This is a genomic window from Terriglobus sp. RCC_193 (genome assembly GCF_041355105.1).
GTDB lineage: Bacteria > Acidobacteriota > Terriglobia > Terriglobales > Acidobacteriaceae > Terriglobus.
In genome coordinates, this window is record NZ_JBFUPK010000001.1 from 1005857 (window position 1) to 1025199 (window position 19343).

A 19343-nucleotide genomic window follows, 5' to 3' on the forward strand; every position below is an offset into this window, starting at 1 on the left:
CTGCATCCACATGCGGGCTTCGGCATCTATAGAATCGACACTATGCAGTACAGCCGGGTTGAAAAAGTCGCAGAAGCCGAACTTCCCACACGCTGGGGAAGCTTTCGCATCCTTGGCTTTGAGGGGCATCTTGCTCCCGATGCAACGCCGGGGCCCATGGGCAAAACCGTGGATGAAGCCGTGGTGCTGATCTATGGGGATGTGAGTACGGGATCGCCGATTGTGCGGGTGCATTCGCAATGCCTGACAGGCGATGTCTTCCATTCGCTGCGCTGCGATTGCCGCCAGCAGTTGGAACTGGCGCTGGATACCATTACGGCGCATGGTTCGGGCATCCTGCTGTATGAGGCGCAGGAAGGCCGCGGCATTGGCCTGATGGCGAAGCTGCGCGCGTACGAACTGCAGGACGCCGGGCGCGATACGATTCAGGCAAACGTGGAACTGGGGTACCGCGCCGATCATCGCGACTTCACGTTGCCCGCCGAGATTCTGAATCAGCTTGGCATCCGTTCCATTCGGTTGATTACGAATAATCCCGAGAAGGTACAGGCGATGGAAAGCCACGGCATCCACGTGGCCGAGCGCATCAGCGCTGAAGTTGCCGCAGAGCTTACCAGCCAGAAATACCTGGAAGTGAAGCGGGACAAGATGGGTCACCTGATCGGCTCTCTGCTGTAATCCCAGTCACAGGAAAAAGAGAGGCGGCCCGAAGGCCGCCTTTTCATTTGCATTGCAGAACCAGAATTTACTGGCCGGTTTTTGCGGTCATGCTGTTCTCGTCCTGCATGTTGGAGAGCACGCGAACCTGTACGCGACGGTTCTGCTTGCGACCATCTGCGGTACGGTTCGAAGCGACAGCCTGATCCTTGCCGATGCCCACCAGGTAAAACTTGTGCGGAGCGATGTCGTACTTGCTCTGCAGGTAGTAGGCTACGGCGTCGGCACGCTTCTGGCTCAGGGTGTAGTTGTAATTCGCGTCGCCCGTGGAGTCAGTGCCGCCGGTCAATTCCAGGATGTAGTGCTTGCTGGATTGCAGGTTCGTTGCCAAATCATCGAGCTGCTTTTTGTCCGAGGCGGTCAGCACGGACTTGTCGAACGCAAAGGTCACGCTGACATCCTGCATGGACTTGTAGTTGTCGAGGTTTGCGACGACTCCCGTAAGCGAATCCACACGGTTATAGGCGTCCTTCGCACTTGCCTGTGCCTTGTCTGCGGTCTGGCCAGCTACCGTTGCGTGCTGGTCTGCCGCGTCAGCAGCGCCCTGAGCCTTGGCAATGCCAGCCTGTGCGCGCTGATCCGTATCCACGATGTTGCGATGGTCGGTGGCAGTGCGGGCATCCAGCTCGTTCGTCTGCTGAATGATGGGCGCAGCCTGTGACCGCACATAATTCTTAGAGCTGCAACCTGTAGTCAGAAACAGAATCAGGGCAGCCGATCCAGCCGCCACACCTGCGCGAGTCATTGTGCCTGTTTTCATAGTCATTCCAGCATCCTCCGGTTCTTTCATCGGCGCTGTTCAAGAAAGCGCCTGTACGCCGTGACTGAATGCACGCTCTATGCCAAACATTTAAGTATTTGTATTTGTTGCAGATGAATCGTTTTGGACAGACTTTGCGATGGCGTGATTCGGGTACAAATTGCCTTTCTTCCAGGCAGAATCTTCCTGCGTCCATTTCCATCTAAACTGTTGCACAGACGCGAAGATATCTTCGCCTGCCGCGAACCATACATGGATCTCCATCAGAAAATCCGGACGCTGCCCCAGCAGCCTGGCGTGTACCTGTACAAGAACGTCGAGGGCGAGGTCATCTATGTTGGCAAGGCGAAGAACCTGCGGAGCCGTGTCAGCAGTTATCTGCTGAAGGCCAATCAGGCCAATGCGAAGACCGGCACGCTGATGCGCGAGGCCGTGGATGTGGACTATATCCAGGTGGCCAACAACCACGAAGCGCTGGCGCTGGAAAACAACCTGATTAAACAGCGCAAGCCTCGCTTCAACATTCTGCTGCGCGATGACAAGACGTATCCCTATGTGAAGCTGACCACGGGTGACCGCCATCCGAAGGTGTTTGTTACACGCAAGCTGCGTAAGGATGGCAGCCAATATTTTGGCCCATATTTTCCGGGGAATCTGGCCTATCGCATTGTCGATCTGATCCACCGCTCGTTTCTGATTCCAAGCTGCAAGGTGGACCTGAACCGTTATCATCCGCGGCCTTGTCTGGAGTACTACATCAAACGCTGCCTGGGGCCATGCGTGGAGAGTCTTGTTGCGCCAGAGACTTACCGTGAGGCCGTGCGTGATGTGCAGTTGTTTCTGGAAGGCAAGGAAGGCGAACTGGAAGGCCGCTTAAAACAGCGCATGGGCGAAGCGGCGATGAACGAACAGTTTGAACTTGCGGCCAAGATGCGCGATCAACTGATCACGTTGCAGGAGTTGCAGGCGAAGCAGCGCATTGCCTCCACGGAGAATGAAGACGCCGATGTGTTCGGTTTCCACTTCGATAAAGAGATGCTGGCCGTGGCGCAGTTTCATATGCGCGAAGGCAAGATCGTGGACAAGCGCGACTTTTTCTGGGAAGAACTGCCTGAGGTGAATTTTGAGGTGGGTGCAGAGGAAGAAGATTCCTCTGCTGCGAGCGCAGACGTATTGCGTGCCGATGTACCGGCGCAGCAACCGGGTTTCTCGCCCACGCTGTTCTTCTCAGCATTTCTGAAACAGCTTTATCTGGACCAGCCCTATGTCCCACGGCAGATTCTGCTGCCGGTTGAGTTTTCGGATCGCGTTATGCTGGCGTCCGTATTAACGGAACAGACCGGCCGCAAAGTCGAGATACTGGCACCGCAGCGTGGCGATAAGCGGTCGCTCCTGGACCTGGCTGGAACGAATGCCAAGCAGAGTTATGACCAGCGATTCCGCACGCTGCAGCCCTCGAAGAAAGCCATTGCGGAAGCGTTGCAGGATGCGTTGAGTCTGCCGGACGTGCCCACCCGCATTGAATGTTTCGATATCTCGCACATCCAGGGTGCGGAGACCGTCGCGAGTATGGTGGTATGGGAAGACGGCGATATGAAGAAGGCGGACTATCGCAAGTTCAAGCTGAAGACCGTGACGGGCGTGGATGATTTCGCTTCGATGCACGAGATCCTTGTGCGTCGCTATTCCAAATTGCAGGCGAACAATGAGCCCTTCCCTTCACTCATTCTGATCGACGGCGGGTTGGGACAGCTTCATGCTGCGTATGCTGCGCTGGAGAGTATCGGTGTAACGCTGCAGCCGCTGGCATCCATCGCAAAGCGTGAAGAAGTGATTTATGTCTACGGGCAGGAGGATGATCCGGTGGTGCTGGATCGCCGATCGCCTGTGCTGCACCTGGTGCAGCGTATCCGTGATGAGTCTCACCGGTTTGCCATCAGCTATCACCGCAAGCGTCGCGAGATGCGAGACCGTGACAGCGAGCTGTTGCAGATTCCCGGTGTGGGACCGACGACACGCAAGCGGCTGATTGAACACTTCGGCAGCCTGCGCGGCATCAAAGCTGCGGGGCCGGATGCTCTTACGGCCGTTGTCAATGCGGCGACGGCCAAGAAGATTCGCGCTTACTTTGATGGTGAACGGGAAGCCGCTATTGACGGGAACGGCGTTCCGGTGGAAACCGAAACGCCGCCTGAGTTCAGAATTCTGCAGTAGTTAGTTTGCGTCAGACGACTGGTAGCCATCCGCACCGACATCGAAGGTGTTGCAGGCTTTCACCTGGCCGGTTTGGAAGCCGCGCTTGAACCATCCCTGGCGTTCGGCGCTGGTGCCGTGGGTGAAGCTTTCCGGGCTTACCGTGCCGCGTTGCATTTTCTGGATATGGTCATCGCCCACGGCTGCTGCGTTCTGCATGGCCTGATCGATGTCGCCGGGATCGAGGATGTGTCGCTGCTGCGTGGAGTGTGCCCAGATGCCGGCATAGCAATCGGCCTGGAGTTCCAACTCCACCGAGGTCTTCGAACGTGTGGCGGGGTTGCGCATGGCCTGTTGCGCCTTCTGCTCTATGCCGAGGATGTTCTGTACGTGGTGGCCGATCTCGTGCGTGATGACGTAGGCCTGCGCGAATTCGCCGGTGTTGCCACCCAGTTGTTTCAACTCGTCCCAGAAGCTGAGGTCGATGTAGACGCGCTCATCTTCGGGGCAATAAAAGGGGCCGGTGGCCGATTGCGCATTGCCGCAGCCGGATTGAGTGCGGTTGCGGAAGAGCACCAGTTTCGCATGGCGATAGTTGCGTCCCGTCTGCTCTGGCAGGATGGCGGTCCATGTCTTTTGCGCGTCGTCCAGAACGAAGGAGACAAGCTGCACGTCGTGGTGTTCAGCAGAGCTTTCCTGCACAGGTTGCCCGGGTCTACTCTGGCGTACTTGCTGTCCTCCTCCGCCGCCTGCAGCCGCTCCCAGGCCGGTGAGGAGGCTGCCGATGAAGCCTCGGCCAGAGATCAATCCGATGACGACGACGAGAATGAATCCGCCGAGGCCAAGGCCGCCACCACCGAAATTGAATCCGCCTCCGCCGCCCGAGTCTCCACGACGGTCTTCAATATCGCTACTGGTGCCTCCGGGCGTCCATTCCATTGCAGTTCCCTCTTGTGCTGATTCGTTGGAAGTCAATCGGATAGGATGCGCACTGCGCCTCTCCGAATGCCCCACGGGAAGAATAGCGCGGAACCAATTGGTTGGGGCACACGTATTCTTTCCGCATGACAAACTCGACGGTTGTCCGTCCCGTGGACACATCGCTGCGTTCCGCGATCCGCATTGCACTGTGGTTTGCGCTGGCAAAGCTGCTGCTGCACATTGCAGGCACGCTCTGGCAGCAGCACATTGGCGTGGGCTATTTCCGCGACGAGTTTTATTACCTGATGTGTGGACGGCATCTGGCATGGGGCTATGTCGATCATGGGCCGATCATTGCGGTGCAGGCGCGCCTTGCGGAGACACTCTTCGGGCACTCGATGGTGGGCATCCGGATGTTTTCGGCGATGGCGGGTGCGGGACGTATCTTCCTTACGGGATTGCTTTGCTGGTCACTGGGCGGCAAACGCGCGGCGCAATCGCTGGCGATGCTTGGCTGCATGTGCATGCCGCTTTACCTGGGTGTGGACAGCTACCTGAGCATGAATTCCTTTGAGAGTCTGTTCTGGATGACCTGCCTGCTCGCTCTCATCATGCTGCTGCGTGATGAGAAGGACGGAGTGGATCGACGCTGGATGTGGTGGACCATCTTTGGCGTGTCCGCTGGGATTGGGCTGCTGAATAAGCCGTCGATGGCTTTCTTTCTTGTGTGCCTGGGCATTGCACTTTTATTCACGCCGCAGCGGCGTGTGTTGTTTACGCGACAAGCTGCCTTTGGCATCGTGCTGCTAACTGTCATTGCCATGCCGAACCTTGTGTGGCAGATGCACAACCACTGGCCAATGCTGGAGTTCCTGCACAACGGTCGCGTTGGCAACAAAAACATCCGACTCAATCCCGCCGCATGGATTCTGAACCAGATCATGGTCATCGGCCCGTGGAATGCCTTCGTCTGGATACCCGGACTCGTTCACCTGCTACGCCGCGCAGACCGCCGCTGGATCGGCCTTACATGGCTCATCCTTCTGGTGCTGATGATTGCCCTGGGCGCAAAGGATTACTACTTTGCCTCGATCTATCCCATCCTCTTCGCGGCAGGCGGCATTGCCTGGACCAACCGCTTCGCTGCGCGGCCAGCGGTACAGCAGGATCGCGTATTCGCCTTCCCCGTTGCCTTCGCAACCATCATCGTCCTCACAGCACTGGTGCTTCCCACGGCCATCTTCGTTCTGCCGCCCATGACCTACGTGGCCTACACCAAGGCACTCCACCTGCCCAGTAGCGATAACGAAAACACGGGCGGCCACCAGATTCTGCCGCAGTTCTACGCCGACCGCTACGGCTGGCAGGAGAACCTGGACGAAATCACACGCATTCTCGGCACGCTATCGCCACAAGACCGAGCCAGAGTGGGCATCTTCGGAGGTAATTATGGCGAAGCCGCATCGCTGGAATGGCTGGGCGATCTGGAACATCGCAACCTGCCGACCGTCATCAGCGAACACAACACCTACTGGCTATGGGGAACGCGCGGCCTTGATGGCGAAGTGATCCTCGTTGACCGCAAGACCTCGCCGAAAAAGCTGCTCGAGTACTACTACGACGTGCAGGTCGTCGGTCACGTCGATCATCCGCTGAGCATGTGGTACGAGCGGCACGACATCTACCTTTGCCGCCATCGCAAGGTGCCGCTGGCGCCGGACTGGGCAGAAAGCAAGAACTACTACTGACGCAAATCGCCGGTGATGCTACGCTCAACTTCACTGCATGAACTCTGATCACGAACTTCCTCGCGTACTCGGCGCACGCCATGCCATGGCGCTGGTGGTGGGCATCATCATTGGCAGCGGCATCTTCCTGGTGCCGCGCGAGATGGTGGCTGCCGTAGGCAAGAGCAGCACGCTGTATGCCGTATGGATCGTGGGCGGCCTACTGAGTCTCTTTGGCGCGCTGACCTATGCGGAGATCTCTGCCGGGCGTCCGGCTTATGGTGGCGAATACGCCTTCCTACGTGAAGCCTATGGCGATCTTGTCGGCTTCCTGTACATGTGGACGTGGTGGACGATTGCGAAGCCAGCGTCGATTGCCACCGTGGTCAGCGGACTGGTACGAACGCTTGCCACCTTCGCCGTCTTCTCATTCTTCTCTAATACAGCCTTCTGGAATGTCACGTGGGGCCAGATAGCCGCGCTGGTTGCGTTATGGCTTGTGACACTGCTGGATATCGTGGGTACGCGCAAGGCGGCCGATGTGCAGGCGGCGCTCACGTTGATGAAAGTCGCCATCATCGTCGTCATTGTGGCGTGCTGCTTCATCTTCTCTGGCCCCATCGGAACGATGCATAACTTCGCCACCATGTTCCTGGGCGCACGCGGCGGCTTTGCAGGATTCATGGTCGCTCTCATCGCAGCGTTGTGGGCTTACGACGGTTGGAGCGACGTGGCTACACTCGCTGGCGAAGTGAAGAATCCGCAGCGTGATCTGCCTATGGCTTACATCGGCGGCATCCTGATCGTGGGTGCGCTCTACATGCTGACCAATGCGGCGATTCAGTATGTGCTGCCCGCTGTATCGCTGGCTGCTGCGGATCGACCGGCGGCGGATGCGGTGAAACTGGTGCTGAGCCCGCATGGCATTGCATGGGGCGCGGCGCTGGTCAGCGTGGCGATGGCCGTGAGCATCTCCGCAACGCTGGTAGGCACCACGCTCTCTGGCGCCCGCATCGGATTTGCGGCATCGCGCGATGGCTTGTTCTTTGCACGCATTGCGAACGTGCATCCGCGTTTCAAGACGCCAGCGTTTGCGCTGGTGATACAGTCCGTCATCGGATCGCTGCTGATCTTTGCGATTGGTAAGTTTCAGGCGCTGTTTTCGCTGGCGATCTTCGCGGAATGGATCACCTACGGGCTTGCGGTAAGCACGGTGTTCGTTTTTCGCAAGCGTGATGCGGCAGCCGGGCGGCCAAGAGTTTTTTCGACTCCGGGATATCCGGTGGTGCCGATTTTGTTCATCCTTGCAGCGATTGCGCTGACCGTCTTTCAATTGGTAGATGATCCGAAGAACACGCTGCTGGGATGCCTGGTGATTGTGCTGGGGATTCCGCTGTTTCTTTACTTCAATCACAAGCGGAAGGCAGCCGCAATCTAGTTACACTGAAAGACATGCGGTCGGTTCTGGCAACTCGGTATGTGCTTCCACTGCGTGAAGGCGGGTCACTGCCTGCGATTGTAGAGGCAGATGATCTTGGCATGTACGTCACCAAGTTTCGCGGCGCAGGCCAGGGATTGTTTGCGTTAACCGCAGAGATTATTGCCGGAGAGATTGGCCGCGCGCTTGGATTGAAGGTGCCGGAGATTGTGCTGGTGGAAGTAGACCCCGTGTTGGGGCGCAGCGATCCCGATGCGGAGATTCGCCATCTGCTGAAAGCAAGTGTGGGAACGAATGTAGGTCTGGATTATCTGCCGGGTTCCACCGATTTCGTCGCGGCCGCGGGTGACAAGGTTTCCGCACAGACCGCTTCCCTTGCCGTCTGGTTCGATAGCTTTGTGCAGAACGTCGACCGCACACCGCGCAATCCGAATTTGTTGATGTGGCATCGTGAACTGTACCTGATCGACCACGGCGCGGCGATGTATTTTCATCATCACTGGGAGACGATGCCGGGTAAAGCTCGTTCGCCGTTCCCGCAGATTGATCAGCATGTGTTGTTGCCGTATGCCAGCGAGATCGCAGCGGCTGGTGCGGTGGCTCGTGAACGGCTGAATGAGACGGTTTTGCGCGATATCCTTGCGCTGGTGCCGGATAATTTCCTTGGCAGCGATGCGGAAGGCATCCGCGAAGCATATCTTCGCTTCTTTGTGGAGCGACTGGAACATGCACACATCTTCGAACAGGAGGCCATCCGTGCACGCGAACGTTAGCTTTGATTACGCCGTGCTGCGCGTGGTGCCACGCGTGGAGCGCGAAGAGTTTGTGAACGCAGGCGTGATCCTATACAGCCAGGAGTTGCGCTATCTTGCGTGTTGCATCGCGCTGGACTGCGCACGTCTGCGTGCTTTAGCTCCTGATGTGGATGCGGATGCCATTCAGCAGCATCTGAAGGCATTTGCGCATGTGTGTTCGGGTGATGCTGAAGGTGGACCGATGGCGAAGCTGTCGCAGCGTGAGCGTTTTCATTGGCTCACCGCACCGCGCAGCACCATGTTGCAAACATCAAGTATTCGTACCGGCGTGTGTGCGCGTGACGGCATGTCACATGAGGCGCTGGATGAACGTTTGCGCGAGATTGTATCGACCGTGCTGGATGCAATTCCGTCAGAGCGGAATGCGTTGAGGGAGTTTGCGCGTAGCGCTCGTTAACTTTTAATGAGATCGCTGGGATGATAATGACTAGCTGAGGCTAGCAACCTCCGCAGCCTTTCCGCTCTAGTTGTCTTTGAGCAACCTTCTCTGTGCAGGTAGAGGTTAATAACTGCACCCTGTATTTTGCAGGATTACCGCATTTCCCCCGAATGCCTATACGACAAACAAATTTAACGAAGTCAGACCTTACTTCTTCGTCAAAGTGTGAGCGATGTCCTCTGCCGATCACGAGAGGCTGTAATTCCGGCGGAAGCTCAACGGCATTTTCGCCGAAGTATGTGAATGTCGTTCCGACTAGGATTGCCTTTCCCTTTAAGTCCCTCTCTTTGTTTTCTGTATTTTCCCGAGGGCCATCGGAATGCTTGGATTCGACCTGCGTATAGTTTCCCCGCTTGTCCACCTTGTAAATATTGTCGCCAAGTTGGGCTTCATCTGAAGCTGTACTACGTTTCTTGCTTTCGAATCTAGGGTCTTTCCAATAGGATTCGAATGATTCCAGCCGCTCGTCAACTCGCATAAAGTAGACAATGCGATTCGTGCCGTTTTCTCTTGATGTTAAGCCCACGATCCAATCGCCTTCGCGAGCATGTTTCCGTATCGTTGGCTTGCAACAAGCCAGCGTGCAGAAACCGAAATATGGGTTAGGGGCAAATCCTATGTCGTGGGCTACGACATAGGAATAGAGGCGTCCGTCGAAGGACTTCAGTTTGTCGAATAACGGATCACTCAGTTTTAACTTCTGAACGTTTTTAGGCATGTCGGGGCTTCAGGTGCGATTCGTGATGACACGCTCGTAGACCTTGATGTATTCGGCTGCTGGTTTGTCCCAGGAGAAGTCTTCTTCCATGCCACGCTTCATGATCTCTTCCCACTCTTCCTTATTCTGGAAGGCGGCGACGGCACGGCGAATGGCGTCCAGAAAATCTTCCTGGTTGTAGCCGTGGAATTTGAAGCCGTTGGCCTTGCCATCGGGCTTTTCGCGGATGGTGTCTTCCAGTCCGCCGGTCGATCGCACCACAGGTACGGTGCCGTAACGCAACGAATACATCTGGTTGAGGCCGCTGGGCTCGTAACGCGATGGCATCAGGAAGATGTCACTGCCCGCTTCCACCTTGTGCGCCATCGTGTTGTCATAGCGAACCTGTACACGCACCTTGTCGGGATAACGCAGCGCCAGTTCGCCGAGGAGGCGTTCGTAATATTCTTCGCCCGTGCCGAGCGCGAGTAAGACGACGTCATCCTTCACCAGTTCGTGCATGATGCCCGCAAGCAGATCGAAACCCTTCTGCGTGGCGAAGCGTGAGACGATGCCGAGCACAGCCGTATGGTCTTCCACGCCGTCCATGCCGAAGGCGTGCAGCAGGTCGCGTCGGCATTCTTTTTTGCCCTTCAGATTGTCCGCGGCGTAGTGGGCCGCGATGTGTTTGTCATGCGCCGGGTCCCACTCTGCGTAGTCCACCCCATTCAGGATGCCGAACAGGTCTGCCTTGCGGCGGCGGAAGAACTCTTCGAGACCATTTCCGAATTCGCTGGTTTGGATCTCCAGCGCGTAATGGCGGCTTACCGTTGTCAGTGCATCTGCATAAACCAGCGCACCTTTCAGCAGGTTGACCTTGTCATACATCTCCAGCTTGTCCATCGTGAACATATCCCACGGCAGCAGGAGGTGCGGCATGATGTCGGATGGAAACCAGCCCTGGTAGCCCGCGTTGTGAATGGTGAAGACGCAGGGCACGCGGCGCAGAACCGGGTCGAAGAAATAGATGGAACGCAGGAAAATCGGAACGAGCGCGGTCTGCCAATCGTGCGCATGGAAGACGTCCGGCACGCCGAGAATCTTGCTGGCCTCAATGACTGCCCGGCTGAAGAGACCGAAGCGCTCCCAGTTGTCGGGATAGTCGCCGCTGGGGGTGGCGTAAAGGTTTTCGCGGTCAAACATCTCCGGGCAGTCAATGAAATAGACCTGCACGCCTTCATGGACACCACCATCCAGCACGCTCGCGTAACGCTGGTAATACGTGTACGGCATGGTGAGGCTGGGGATGACGACGGGCAGATCCGACAGCTTCTTCGCCACCTGGCGGTAGTACGGCACAAAGGTGGTGACACGATGCCCCATACGTACCAGCACGGGCGGCAACGCACCCACCACGTCCGCCAGGCCGCCGGTCTTGGCCCAGGGTACACACTCCGATGCTGCAAATACGATGTGCATCTACACTCCTGTTTCCATGCTCCAAGTTACTCTAACGAGAGGAGCACGCACACCGTATCAGATGCAGCCACGCAAACCAAAGCTCGGACAAAACTTTCTGGTGGACGATCATGCCCGGCATCACATTGCGGATGCGCTGGGTGATGTGTCCACACGCGCGGTCCTTGAGATTGGCCCGGGGCACGGCGCCATCACGACGATTCTTGCAGAACGTGCGAAAAAACTGACCTGCATTGAACTGGATCGGTCACTGGTTCCTGAGCTGCGTTTCAAGTTTCGCAATCATCCGAACGTGGAGGTTATCGAAGCGGACATCCTGGAGACGGACATCACGGCGCTGGTGCCTGCGGGCGAAAAGGCGCTGGTCATCGGCAATCTGCCGTACTACATCACCAGCGACATTTTGCTGCACCTGTGTGCGCATGAGGCTGCGCTGGAACTGGCCGTGGTGATGATGCAGCGCGAAGTGGCAGACCGTGTGGCAGCGCAGCCGGGCAATCGTGACTTTGGCCTGCTCTCCGCCACGGTGCAGATGTATGCGGAGACAGCGAACCTGTTCACGCTGCCGCCGGGCGCATTCAACCCTCCGCCGGAGGTGTACTCCACGGTGTTGCGGATGCGCTTTGCGCCTCGGTTTGCGGAGCTTGGCATCAGGCATGCCGCAGGTTTCGATCGTTTTCTGAAGCTGTGTTTTCAGCAGAAGCGCAAGACACTGAACAACAACCTTCGGGCCGCTGGTTATACGTCGCAGCAGATCGCAGAAGCATGTGGCGCCGCGGAGATTGAGGCGTCCGCAAGGGCCGAGGCGCTGCCGCTGGATCGTTTCGCCGCGCTCTATCGCGCCATCTGAACTACTTCACAGCCTCTTCGCTGGCCAGTGTCAAAAGGTCCTGTGCCTTGGCGCGCACGCGATCCATTAACGCTTCATCTTCCGCGAGCCGCTGGAGCGTGGGCCGGATGGCAACAACTTCCACCGCGCGATGCTCCTTTACGTCCGCCACCAGGCGATGCATGACTGCATCCAGGCCCAGGCGGTCGTAGCGATGCAGGCGATCCAGTTCCACACCGGTCTGGATCGTATTGGCGATGGCGATGAGGTAGTCTGCAGCCTCGCTCAATGGCTTGTTGTCCGTGTAATTGAAGGCGCAGTGCGACTCTGGTCTACCTTCAGGCCAAAAGTCGATCCGCTTCTGCCCCATGTTTGCAATGCCCTTTGATTTTGTCTCGCACGGCTGCATATCGTGACTGCCTGCAAGCAGGTCTCCGAGGCGTTCGCTGCCCGGGTCAGAGATTGCGAAGAAGATCATGCCGGGGTCAACCCCTTTCAACGGAGTGCCTCTGTATTCGGCTGCGGAGTGCGGCGTGATCTTGATCTGCCAATGCGGCACATTCAGTCCGGGGCGATCATAGACAAACGTGAGTCCATAAGCCCGGGTAGCAGGAAGGCTCTGACCTTGTGCGAGTGCCGGCGCCACGATCCATCCCAGTAGAGTAGCTGCGATCCAAACCTTCATCGGACTCCGATGCCCATCTGTGTCTGGGCAGTATGTACGTGGCAGATGGCAATGGCCAGCGCGTCGGCGGCGTCGGCGGGTTCTGGCGCTTTCTCCAGGTCCAGCAGGCGCGCCACCATGAACTGCACCTGCTCTTTTGCGGCCAGACCATAGCCCACCACAGCGGATTTGATGGACAGCGGCGCGTATTCGCTGACGGAAAGGCCGCACGATGCGGCAGCCAGCATGGCGACTCCGCGTACATGGCCCAGTTTCAGCGCGCTTTTGGCATTTGCGGCGAAAAAGACGTCTTCAATGGCTACGCAATCGGGCTGGTAAGCCGCCATCAGGCCTGTTAACTCGACGTATACCTGTTGCAGCCGCAGCGGTGTGCGCTCTTTCTTATTCAGGCGGATGGCTCCGGCGGCTACGGGCACAAGACGGCGCTCCCGCAGCGTTTCCTCCACCTGGACGATGCCCCATCCGGTGTATTCCGTGCCGCAATCGATGCCGAAAACCCGCATGGTGACGAGTGTACCGGTTGCAGACTGGGAACGGCGACGGGAGGTGGCGGAGTGGATAACCGGCCCGCATCAAGCTGTGAGATTTCATGTACCTGGCCGTGACAGAACTCTTACACACAGACAGGGGGTCTTCACGATAGTGTCAATGGTGTAGAGCGGAAACCAGAAACCCTTCCGCCGGAAAGCAGAGCAGAATGTCACCAGTTGTTGACCAGGTTGAGCAAAATACTTCTACAGCAACGCCCGCAGCGCAGCCCGCACGCCACGTCGCCGCAGCCGTTGAGCAGCGCGAAAAGGTGAAGCAGGATTTGCGTATGGGACGTGACCACCAGCAGGGACGTATCAACTGGATCACCACCATTGCCTTCAGCATCTTCCATGTGCTGGGTTTTGCTGCCCTGTTCTTCTGGTCGTGGAAGTATGTCATTTGCGCAGCGGTCATGTACTTCCTGGCGATCAATGTGGGCATCGGCATGACGTACCACCGCCTGCTGACGCACCGCGGCTACCGCGTTCCCCGCTGGCTTGAGATTGCCCTGACCGCATGCGGCACCATGGCGCTGGAGGGCGGACCCATTTTCTGGGTAGCCACGCACCGTGTTCACCATCAGCACAGCGACCACGACGGCGATCCGCACACGCCGAACGATGGAACCTTCTGGGCTCACATTGGCTGGATTATCACTGGCCGCGCCCTGCACAGCGAAACCGCATTGCTAGGCCGCTATGCTCCTGACCTTACCCGCGATCCTGCACAGCGCTGGCTGAGCAAGTACCACTGGCTGCCGCTGACCGTCGCTGGTTTCATCCAGATGGGTATTGGCTACTACATCGGTGGCATCCACGATGCGCTGGGCATGGTTCTGTGGGGCACTTTCCTGCGCGTCTGCGTCGGCGTCCATGCAACGTGGCTGGTGAACTCGGCTTCGCATATGTTTGGCGGTCGCCGCTTTGAAACCAAGGACGATTCGCGCAACAGCTGGTGGGTGGCCCTGCTGACCGGTGGTGAAGGCTGGCACAACAACCATCACGCGCATCCCGTTAGCGTCCGTCATGGCCTGGTCTGGTACGAATTCGACCCCAACTACTACGGCATCTGGCTGTTGGAAAAGGTCGGTCTGGCAAAGAAGGTTCAGGTCGCCAAGTGGGATCCGAAGAACCCCAAGCCGGCTGGCGCGTAAGCTTCCGACAGTGACACACGAAGGGCACAAAGTTCACAAAACTTTGTGCCCTTTTCTCTTGCCTGCATGACAGTGCCACAATAGACGTGCGATGAATATCACCCGCAGACGCGGCACCATTGCCTTCTTCATCACGCTGGGTATCTGCCTGGTGGGACTGGCGATTGCGCTGAACGTTGGCTGGATCATCCTCAACGTGACGGAACGCCGCGTTGCGCTGATGGTCATCGGCATTCTGTTCTTTGCCGTCATCATCGCCGGCCTTGTCCTGAACACGATCTTTCTGGTGCGCGAAATCCGCCGCAACGAACGCCAGGACAGCTTTCTGAATGCGGTGACACATGAATTGAAAACGCCGATTGCGTCCATTCGGCTTTATCTGGATACGCTGCAAAGGCGTCCGCTGGACGAATCGCAGCGACAGGAGTTTTACAGCCGCATCCGTGAGGATAATGACCGGCTGCTGGCCACGGTAGAGCAGATTCTGCGTGCAGGCGAGGCCGGAGCGAAGGGCGTCAAACGCAACCTGAAGGCGCGGTTGCCGGTGGACCTGCGGGCACTGACGCAATCCTGCCTGGAGGAGACCTTGCGGCGGCATCATCTTCCGCCGGACGCCGTGCAGTTTGAGGATCGCGCAGTGGGCAAAACAGTTCAGGTGATGGGCGATGCGGATGCGTTGCGAACGGCTATCCTGAACATTCTTGATAACTCCGTGAAGTATTCCCCGAATGGCGTACACATCACCGCAGAACTGAGTACGCCACGCTTCAATACGGCGACGCTGCGCATTACTGATCAGGGCGTCGGTATTGCAGCGGTGCATATTGGACGTATTTTTCATCGCTTCTATCGCGTTGGCGGCGTGTCGCTGTCCAAGGTGAAAGGTACGGGTCTGGGTTTATTCATTGTCCGCTCGATTGCCCGGCAACACGGTGGCGATGCCACAGCGCAAAGCCACGGTGAAGGCCGCGGTGTAACCATCACTCTTCAGCTTCCATTGATCACAACGGCAGGTTTGAAAGCCGCGCCTGCAGCGGAGGAAGCCACAGCATGAGTGAATCTCCCCTGATTGCACTTGTTGAAGACGAAGAACATCTGGCCGAAGCGCTGCTCTTTAACCTGAAGCTGGAGGGTTATCGCACGCACCACGAAGCCGATGGAGAAGCTGCTCTGAACTGGCTGCTGCACACACCGGAACGTCCTGCTGCGGTGCTGCTGGATGTCATGCTGCCCGGCATCGATGGGTTTGAGATTGCCCGGCAACTGCGCGCCGCAAACAACTACGTTCCCATCCTGATGCTGACCGCTCGTGATCGGCCGGAGGATGTTCTGGAAGGTTTTTCAGCGGGCGCGGATGATTACCTGAACAAGCCGTTTGACCTGTCGATCCTGCTGGCGCGCCTGAACGGCCTGCTGCGCCGGATGCAATGGCAGCGAGATGCCGCATCTCCCGTCATGGAAGCCGAGCCGGAACCCGTCCGGAATATCTATGAATTTGAAGGCAAAGTCATCGACTTTAATACGCTGGAGATTCGCGCCGGTGAAAAGGTGACCCGGCTCACGCTGATGGAGGCTGACCTGCTGCGCTATCTGCTGGGCCGCGAAGGCCGCGTGGTCTCGCGTAAGGAGATTCTGGAAGAGGTTTGGCGCGTCCGCGAGGATACCGACACCCGCGCCATCGACAACTTCATTGTCCGGCTGCGCCGCTACCTGGAAGACGATCCCGTGAAGCCCAAACACCTGCTGACGGTGCGCGGAGTGGGTTACCGCTTCGTCATGGGCGATGGGGCAGCCTAATCGACCGGATATCGAAGATTTTGCGAAGCGTAGGCGACGTCCGTAGCGTCCAATTACTACACTGGTGGTTATGCAAGAGGCGGCGCTGACATTGTGCGGATTCTGACGAAATACATTCTGCGCGAAGTGCTGTCGCATGCCCTGCTGGGTGGTGTGCTTTTCACGTTTGTGCTGTTTATGCGCGACCTGGGGCACATTCTGGAATTGCTGGTGCGCGGATCGGCATCACTGCAGGCTGTGGCGGATGTCTTTTTCTATACGCTGCCCACCACGCTTATTCTGACCATTCCCATGACGGTGCTGGTTGGTATCCTGCTGGGCTTATCGCGCCTCTCTGCCGATAGTGAAATCACCGCCATGCGCGCGGCGGGTGTCGGCGTTCTGCACTTTGTCGGGATCGTTTCCATCGCGGCCAGCATTGGCCTTGGATTGGGCCTTTTCAATTCCCTCTATGTTGCGCCCCGTTCTGCAGCGGCTCTGCTGCGATTGGAAGACAGCCTGAAGACGCAACAGGCCGGCTTTGAAGTGCAGCCGCGCGTGTTCTACGAAGACTTCAAGAACTACGTGCTGTATGTCCAGAACACGCGCCCGGGTCAGGGTGCATCGTTGTGGCAACACGTGTTTCTTGCAGACCTGACAAATCCGGCCACGCCACGCATCACCACTGCGGAAGACGCCGTTGTCCTTCCCGCTCCTGGTAACGAGTTGCGTCTCCATTTCCGCGATGGCACCAAGCACGAGACATCGCCGAAGGACCCCAACCAGTACGACATCTCCACCTTTACCGAGACGGACACGCCTATCCAGATCGGTTCACAGGAAGACCTGAAGCTGGGTCATGCAGACACGCCACTGGTTGCCATGTCTGCCACCGAGCTATGGCAGCGCAGGCACGAGGAACAGGGCCGCACCTACATGATCGAGTGGAACAAACGGCTCTCTTATCCGGTGGCTTGCATTGTTCTCATGTTGGTGGGTGTGCCGCTGGGATTGTCGTCGCGGCGCGGCGGCAAGAGTACCGGCTTCGTGCTGACGGTGGCCCTGGTCTTCGTCTATTACCTGTTTTCGTCCATCGGCGTTGCCATGGCGAAGCAGGGTAAGATTTCGCCCTTCGTTGGCGTATGGGCTGCGAATGTGGTCTTCGCTGCGGTAGGCATTGTTCTGCTGCGGCAGATGTCACGTGGTGAAACGGGCGTGATCGCCACGATGGCTCGGGGCCTGGCTCCCGTGGGTGTTTGGATGGAACGCCGCCTGCCGAAACGTTTGCGAAGCACGCATGCCACGACACGGCAAGAGAGCGGCGAACACCGCGCTGCCACCATAGTCCATCGTCCTACACGGCAGAACCGCTTCCCGCTTATCTTTGACGATTACATGATGCGGCAGTTCCTCACCACGTTTGGGCTGGTGTTGTCGTCGTTCATTCTGCTGTCGTTGATCTTCAGCTTCTTTGAACTGATTGGGGACATCTTCCGTAATCGCACACCGCTGATCACCGTGGGCGATTATCTGCTGAACCTGATTCCCTACATGCTGTACAACCTGACGCCACTCTGCGCCCTGCTGGCCGTATTAATTACCGTTGGCGCGCTCAGCCGCTCCAGCGAACTCACCGCGATGAAGGCCAGCGGTGTCAGCCTGTATCGGCTTATCGTGCCGTTGCTGGCGCTGGCGGCCGTACTTGCGGTTTCGCTTTTTGCTTTCGACGAGCTTTACCTGCCACAGGCAAACCGCCGCCAGGAATCCTTACGCTCTGTCATCAAAGGCAAGCCCGCGCAGACCTTCCTTCGACCCGATCGCAAATGGATCAGCGGCCAGCAGGATTCCGTAGGCGAACCCACACGCATTTTCTACTATCAGTTTTTCGATCCGGACAAAGATGTCTTCGCAAACCTGACGGTCTTTGAATTTGAGCCGAACAGCTTCCATCTCAGCCGCCGCATCTTTGCCGGCTCTGCGCACTGGGACATGCATGCACAACGATGGGTCTTGGGGAACGGCTGGGAGCGGAATTTCCAGGGTGACAGCGTTGCATCGTACAGGCCGTTTGAGATCGCGTCGTTCCCCGAGATACGCGAGCAGCCCGTGTACTTCAAGAAGGAAAGCCGCCAGTCGCAGGAGATGAGCTTCGGTGAATTGAATAACTACATTCACGATCTGCAGCAGAGCGGCTTTGACACCATGCGCCTGCGCGTTCAGTTGAATCGCAAACTCGCCTATCCACTCATCACACTTGTCATGGCCATCTTCGCTGTGCCGTTTGCGCTCACTATGGGCAAGCGCGGTTCGCTTGCAGGTTTTGCGACGGCCATCGGCATGGCGATTGCCTACCTTGTGGTTGCCTCCATCTTTGAAGCCATGGGCAACGTAAACGCATTGCCACCCGTGATTGCTGCGTGGTCACCGGACCTGCTCTTTGGCATGGCTGGTGGATACCTGCTGCTGAAGGCGCAGACGTAAAATGGATCTGAGGAATAAGGATGCGAGCACTGGCAGCAGCACTGATCGTCAGCACCACGCTGGCGGCACAAACCACCACCACAAAGAAGCCTGCAACAACGGCTGCGAAAAGCGCTACAGCTCCACAGAAATTGAGACCGACGTCACCAACACTTCCTATGCCAGCAGATCCTAAAGCTACTGAAGGCGTCGCCGCCGTGGGTACCATGCCCGCCGCGACCGGCACACCAGCGCAACTGTTTTCACTACGCTTCATTGACCTGAAGGTCGGCGATGGTGAAGAAGCCCGCCCATCCATGCCTCCTGACAAGGTGGTCTTCTATACCGTGCATTACACCGGCTGGACCACCGACGGCACCAAGTTCGATTCTTCTGTCGACCGTGGCGAACCCATCGTGTTCCCCATCGGCCTGAAGCGCGTCATCTCAGGATGGGACCTGGGTTTTGAAGGCATGCGTGTGGGCGGCAAGCGTCGCCTGATCATTCCGTGGCAGCTTGCCTACGGTGCGGCTGGCCATCCGCCTGTGATTCCTGAGAAAGCCGACCTTGTCTTTGATATTGAGCTTGTGGGGCAGGGCTTCACACCGCAGCCTGTAACTGGAACGCATTTTGAAGCGCCCGAGGCTGGCCCCACAATGCCTCCCGCGGCAAGCCAGACACCCGCGAAGCCCGCGGAACGGCCTGAGGAGCGCCACGAATAAC

Annotated in this window: 18 protein-coding genes; 12 read left to right on the top strand and 6 right to left on the bottom strand. The window is 57.6% G+C overall.

Translation table 11 applies throughout. The features are described from left to right. Window positions 1-42 precede the first annotated feature (42 nt). Window positions 43-678 carry a GTP cyclohydrolase II gene (gene ribA, locus AB6729_RS04155; protein WP_371080297.1) on the top strand — a complete coding sequence of 212 codons (636 nt, stop codon included), beginning with the start codon at window positions 43-45 and terminating at the stop codon, window positions 676-678. Between the two features lie 67 nt (window positions 679-745). Here ribA and AB6729_RS04160 read toward each other — a convergent pair whose 3' ends face one another. Beyond that, window positions 746-1477, bottom strand: a complete 732-nt coding sequence (locus AB6729_RS04160) for an OmpA family protein (RefSeq protein WP_371080298.1) — start codon at window positions 1475-1477, stop codon at window positions 746-748. 252 nt (window positions 1478-1729) lie between these two features. Between AB6729_RS04160 and uvrC the strand changes: the two genes are divergently transcribed. After that, complete coding sequence (uvrC, locus tag AB6729_RS04165; RefSeq protein ID WP_371080299.1) at window positions 1730-3691, top strand: excinuclease ABC subunit UvrC; 1962 nt, start codon at window positions 1730-1732, stop codon at window positions 3689-3691. On the opposite strand, the gene AB6729_RS04170 is transcribed toward uvrC, so the two are convergent. Continuing rightward, window positions 3692-4609, bottom strand: coding sequence for a neutral zinc metallopeptidase (locus tag AB6729_RS04170; protein ID WP_371080300.1), 918 nt, complete (start codon window positions 4607-4609; stop codon window positions 3692-3694). Between the two features lie 125 nt (window positions 4610-4734). Here AB6729_RS04170 and AB6729_RS04175 point away from each other — a divergent pair, with 125 nt between their 5' ends. The 4 genes from AB6729_RS04175 to AB6729_RS04190 are packed head-to-tail and all read left to right on the top strand — an operon-like array spanning window position 4735 to window position 8968. After that, on the top strand, window positions 4735-6339 hold the full coding sequence (locus AB6729_RS04175) for an ArnT family glycosyltransferase (RefSeq protein ID WP_371080301.1): 1605 nt from the start codon (window positions 4735-4737) through the stop codon (window positions 6337-6339). A 37-nt stretch (window positions 6340-6376) separates the two neighbouring features. Continuing rightward, window positions 6377-7756 (top strand): APC family permease, encoded by a 1380-nt coding sequence (locus AB6729_RS04180; RefSeq protein ID WP_371080302.1) that lies wholly within the window; start codon window positions 6377-6379, stop codon window positions 7754-7756. A gap of 14 nt (window positions 7757-7770) precedes the next feature. Then, entirely contained in the window at window positions 7771-8529 is a 759-nt protein-coding gene (locus tag AB6729_RS04185) for a HipA family kinase (RefSeq protein ID WP_371080303.1), read from the top strand. After that, the gene (locus AB6729_RS04190) at window positions 8513-8968 is read left to right on the top strand and encodes a DUF3037 domain-containing protein (protein WP_371080304.1); all 456 of its coding nucleotides are present in this window, start codon (window positions 8513-8515) and stop codon (window positions 8966-8968) included. Before AB6729_RS04185 ends, AB6729_RS04190 begins: the two co-directional genes overlap by 17 nt. Before the next feature lie 40 nt (window positions 8969-9008). Here the strand turns inward: AB6729_RS04190 and AB6729_RS04195 are convergent, their stop codons facing one another. Further along, window positions 9009-9728 (bottom strand): hypothetical protein, encoded by a 720-nt coding sequence (locus AB6729_RS04195; RefSeq protein WP_371080305.1) that lies wholly within the window; start codon window positions 9726-9728, stop codon window positions 9009-9011. 9 nt (window positions 9729-9737) lie between these two features. Then, window positions 9738-11186, bottom strand: coding sequence for a glycogen synthase GlgA (gene glgA, locus AB6729_RS04200; protein ID WP_371080306.1), 1449 nt, complete (start codon window positions 11184-11186; stop codon window positions 9738-9740). Between the two features lie 61 nt (window positions 11187-11247). Here glgA and rsmA point away from each other — a divergent pair, with 61 nt between their 5' ends. Then, on the top strand, window positions 11248-12036 hold the full coding sequence (gene rsmA, locus AB6729_RS04205) for a 16S rRNA (adenine(1518)-N(6)/adenine(1519)-N(6))-dimethyltransferase RsmA (protein WP_371080307.1): 789 nt from the start codon (window positions 11248-11250) through the stop codon (window positions 12034-12036). Between the two features lies 1 nt (window position 12037). Here the strand turns inward: rsmA and AB6729_RS04210 are convergent, their stop codons facing one another. Further along, complete coding sequence (locus AB6729_RS04210) at window positions 12038-12700, bottom strand: hypothetical protein (RefSeq protein WP_371080308.1); 663 nt, start codon at window positions 12698-12700, stop codon at window positions 12038-12040. Next, window positions 12697-13203 carry a crossover junction endodeoxyribonuclease RuvC gene (gene ruvC, locus AB6729_RS04215; RefSeq protein WP_371080309.1) on the bottom strand — a complete coding sequence of 169 codons (507 nt, stop codon included), beginning with the start codon at window positions 13201-13203 and terminating at the stop codon, window positions 12697-12699. Before ruvC ends, AB6729_RS04210 begins: the two co-directional genes overlap by 4 nt. A 194-nt stretch (window positions 13204-13397) precedes the next feature. Between ruvC and AB6729_RS04220 the strand changes: the two genes are divergently transcribed. The 5 genes from AB6729_RS04220 to AB6729_RS04240 all read left to right on the top strand — a co-directional run bounded on the left by AB6729_RS04220 (window position 13398) and on the right by AB6729_RS04240 (window position 19342). Then, window positions 13398-14384 carry an acyl-CoA desaturase gene (locus AB6729_RS04220; RefSeq protein ID WP_371080310.1) on the top strand — a complete coding sequence of 329 codons (987 nt, stop codon included), beginning with the start codon at window positions 13398-13400 and terminating at the stop codon, window positions 14382-14384. A 91-nt stretch (window positions 14385-14475) separates the two neighbouring features. Further along, window positions 14476-15438, top strand: coding sequence for a sensor histidine kinase (locus tag AB6729_RS04225; protein ID WP_371080311.1), 963 nt, complete (start codon window positions 14476-14478; stop codon window positions 15436-15438). Beyond that, window positions 15435-16181, top strand: coding sequence for a response regulator transcription factor (locus AB6729_RS04230; RefSeq protein WP_371080312.1), 747 nt, complete (start codon window positions 15435-15437; stop codon window positions 16179-16181). Before AB6729_RS04225 ends, AB6729_RS04230 begins: the two co-directional genes overlap by 4 nt. A gap of 93 nt (window positions 16182-16274) precedes the next feature. After that, window positions 16275-18641: an LptF/LptG family permease gene (locus tag AB6729_RS04235; protein ID WP_371080313.1), complete on the top strand. Its 2367-nt coding sequence runs from the start codon at window positions 16275-16277 to the stop codon at window positions 18639-18641. 20 nt (window positions 18642-18661) lie between these two features. Continuing rightward, window positions 18662-19342, top strand: a complete 681-nt coding sequence (locus tag AB6729_RS04240) for an FKBP-type peptidyl-prolyl cis-trans isomerase (protein ID WP_371080314.1) — start codon at window positions 18662-18664, stop codon at window positions 19340-19342. The last annotated feature ends 1 nt before the right edge of the window (window position 19343 follow it).

Excerpts from the sequence above, each read along its gene's own strand:
- ribA (WP_371080297.1), top strand. The coding sequence starts at position 43 with ATGCAGTACAGCCGGGTTGAAAAAGTCGCAGAAGCCGAACTTCCCACA.
- AB6729_RS04160 (WP_371080298.1), bottom strand. The coding sequence starts at position 1,477 with ATGAAAACAGGCACAATGACTCGCGCAGGTGTGGCGGCTGGATCGGCT.
- uvrC (WP_371080299.1), top strand. The coding sequence starts at position 1,730 with ATGGATCTCCATCAGAAAATCCGGACGCTGCCCCAGCAGCCTGGCGTG.
- AB6729_RS04170 (WP_371080300.1), bottom strand. The coding sequence starts at position 4,609 with ATGGAATGGACGCCCGGAGGCACCAGTAGCGATATTGAAGACCGTCGT.
- AB6729_RS04175 (WP_371080301.1), top strand. The coding sequence starts at position 4,735 with ATGACAAACTCGACGGTTGTCCGTCCCGTGGACACATCGCTGCGTTCC.
- AB6729_RS04180 (WP_371080302.1), top strand. The coding sequence starts at position 6,377 with ATGAACTCTGATCACGAACTTCCTCGCGTACTCGGCGCACGCCATGCC.
- AB6729_RS04185 (WP_371080303.1), top strand. The coding sequence starts at position 7,771 with ATGCGGTCGGTTCTGGCAACTCGGTATGTGCTTCCACTGCGTGAAGGC.
- AB6729_RS04195 (WP_371080305.1), bottom strand. The coding sequence starts at position 9,728 with ATGCCTAAAAACGTTCAGAAGTTAAAACTGAGTGATCCGTTATTCGAC.
- glgA (WP_371080306.1), bottom strand. The coding sequence starts at position 11,186 with ATGCACATCGTATTTGCAGCATCGGAGTGTGTACCCTGGGCCAAGACC.
- rsmA (WP_371080307.1), top strand. The coding sequence starts at position 11,248 with ATGCAGCCACGCAAACCAAAGCTCGGACAAAACTTTCTGGTGGACGAT.
- AB6729_RS04210 (WP_371080308.1), bottom strand. The coding sequence starts at position 12,700 with ATGAAGGTTTGGATCGCAGCTACTCTACTGGGATGGATCGTGGCGCCG.
- ruvC (WP_371080309.1), bottom strand. The coding sequence starts at position 13,203 with ATGCGGGTTTTCGGCATCGATTGCGGCACGGAATACACCGGATGGGGC.
- AB6729_RS04220 (WP_371080310.1), top strand. The coding sequence starts at position 13,398 with ATGTCACCAGTTGTTGACCAGGTTGAGCAAAATACTTCTACAGCAACG.
- AB6729_RS04225 (WP_371080311.1), top strand. The coding sequence starts at position 14,476 with ATGAATATCACCCGCAGACGCGGCACCATTGCCTTCTTCATCACGCTG.
- AB6729_RS04230 (WP_371080312.1), top strand. The coding sequence starts at position 15,435 with ATGAGTGAATCTCCCCTGATTGCACTTGTTGAAGACGAAGAACATCTG.
- AB6729_RS04240 (WP_371080314.1), top strand. The coding sequence starts at position 18,662 with ATGCGAGCACTGGCAGCAGCACTGATCGTCAGCACCACGCTGGCGGCA.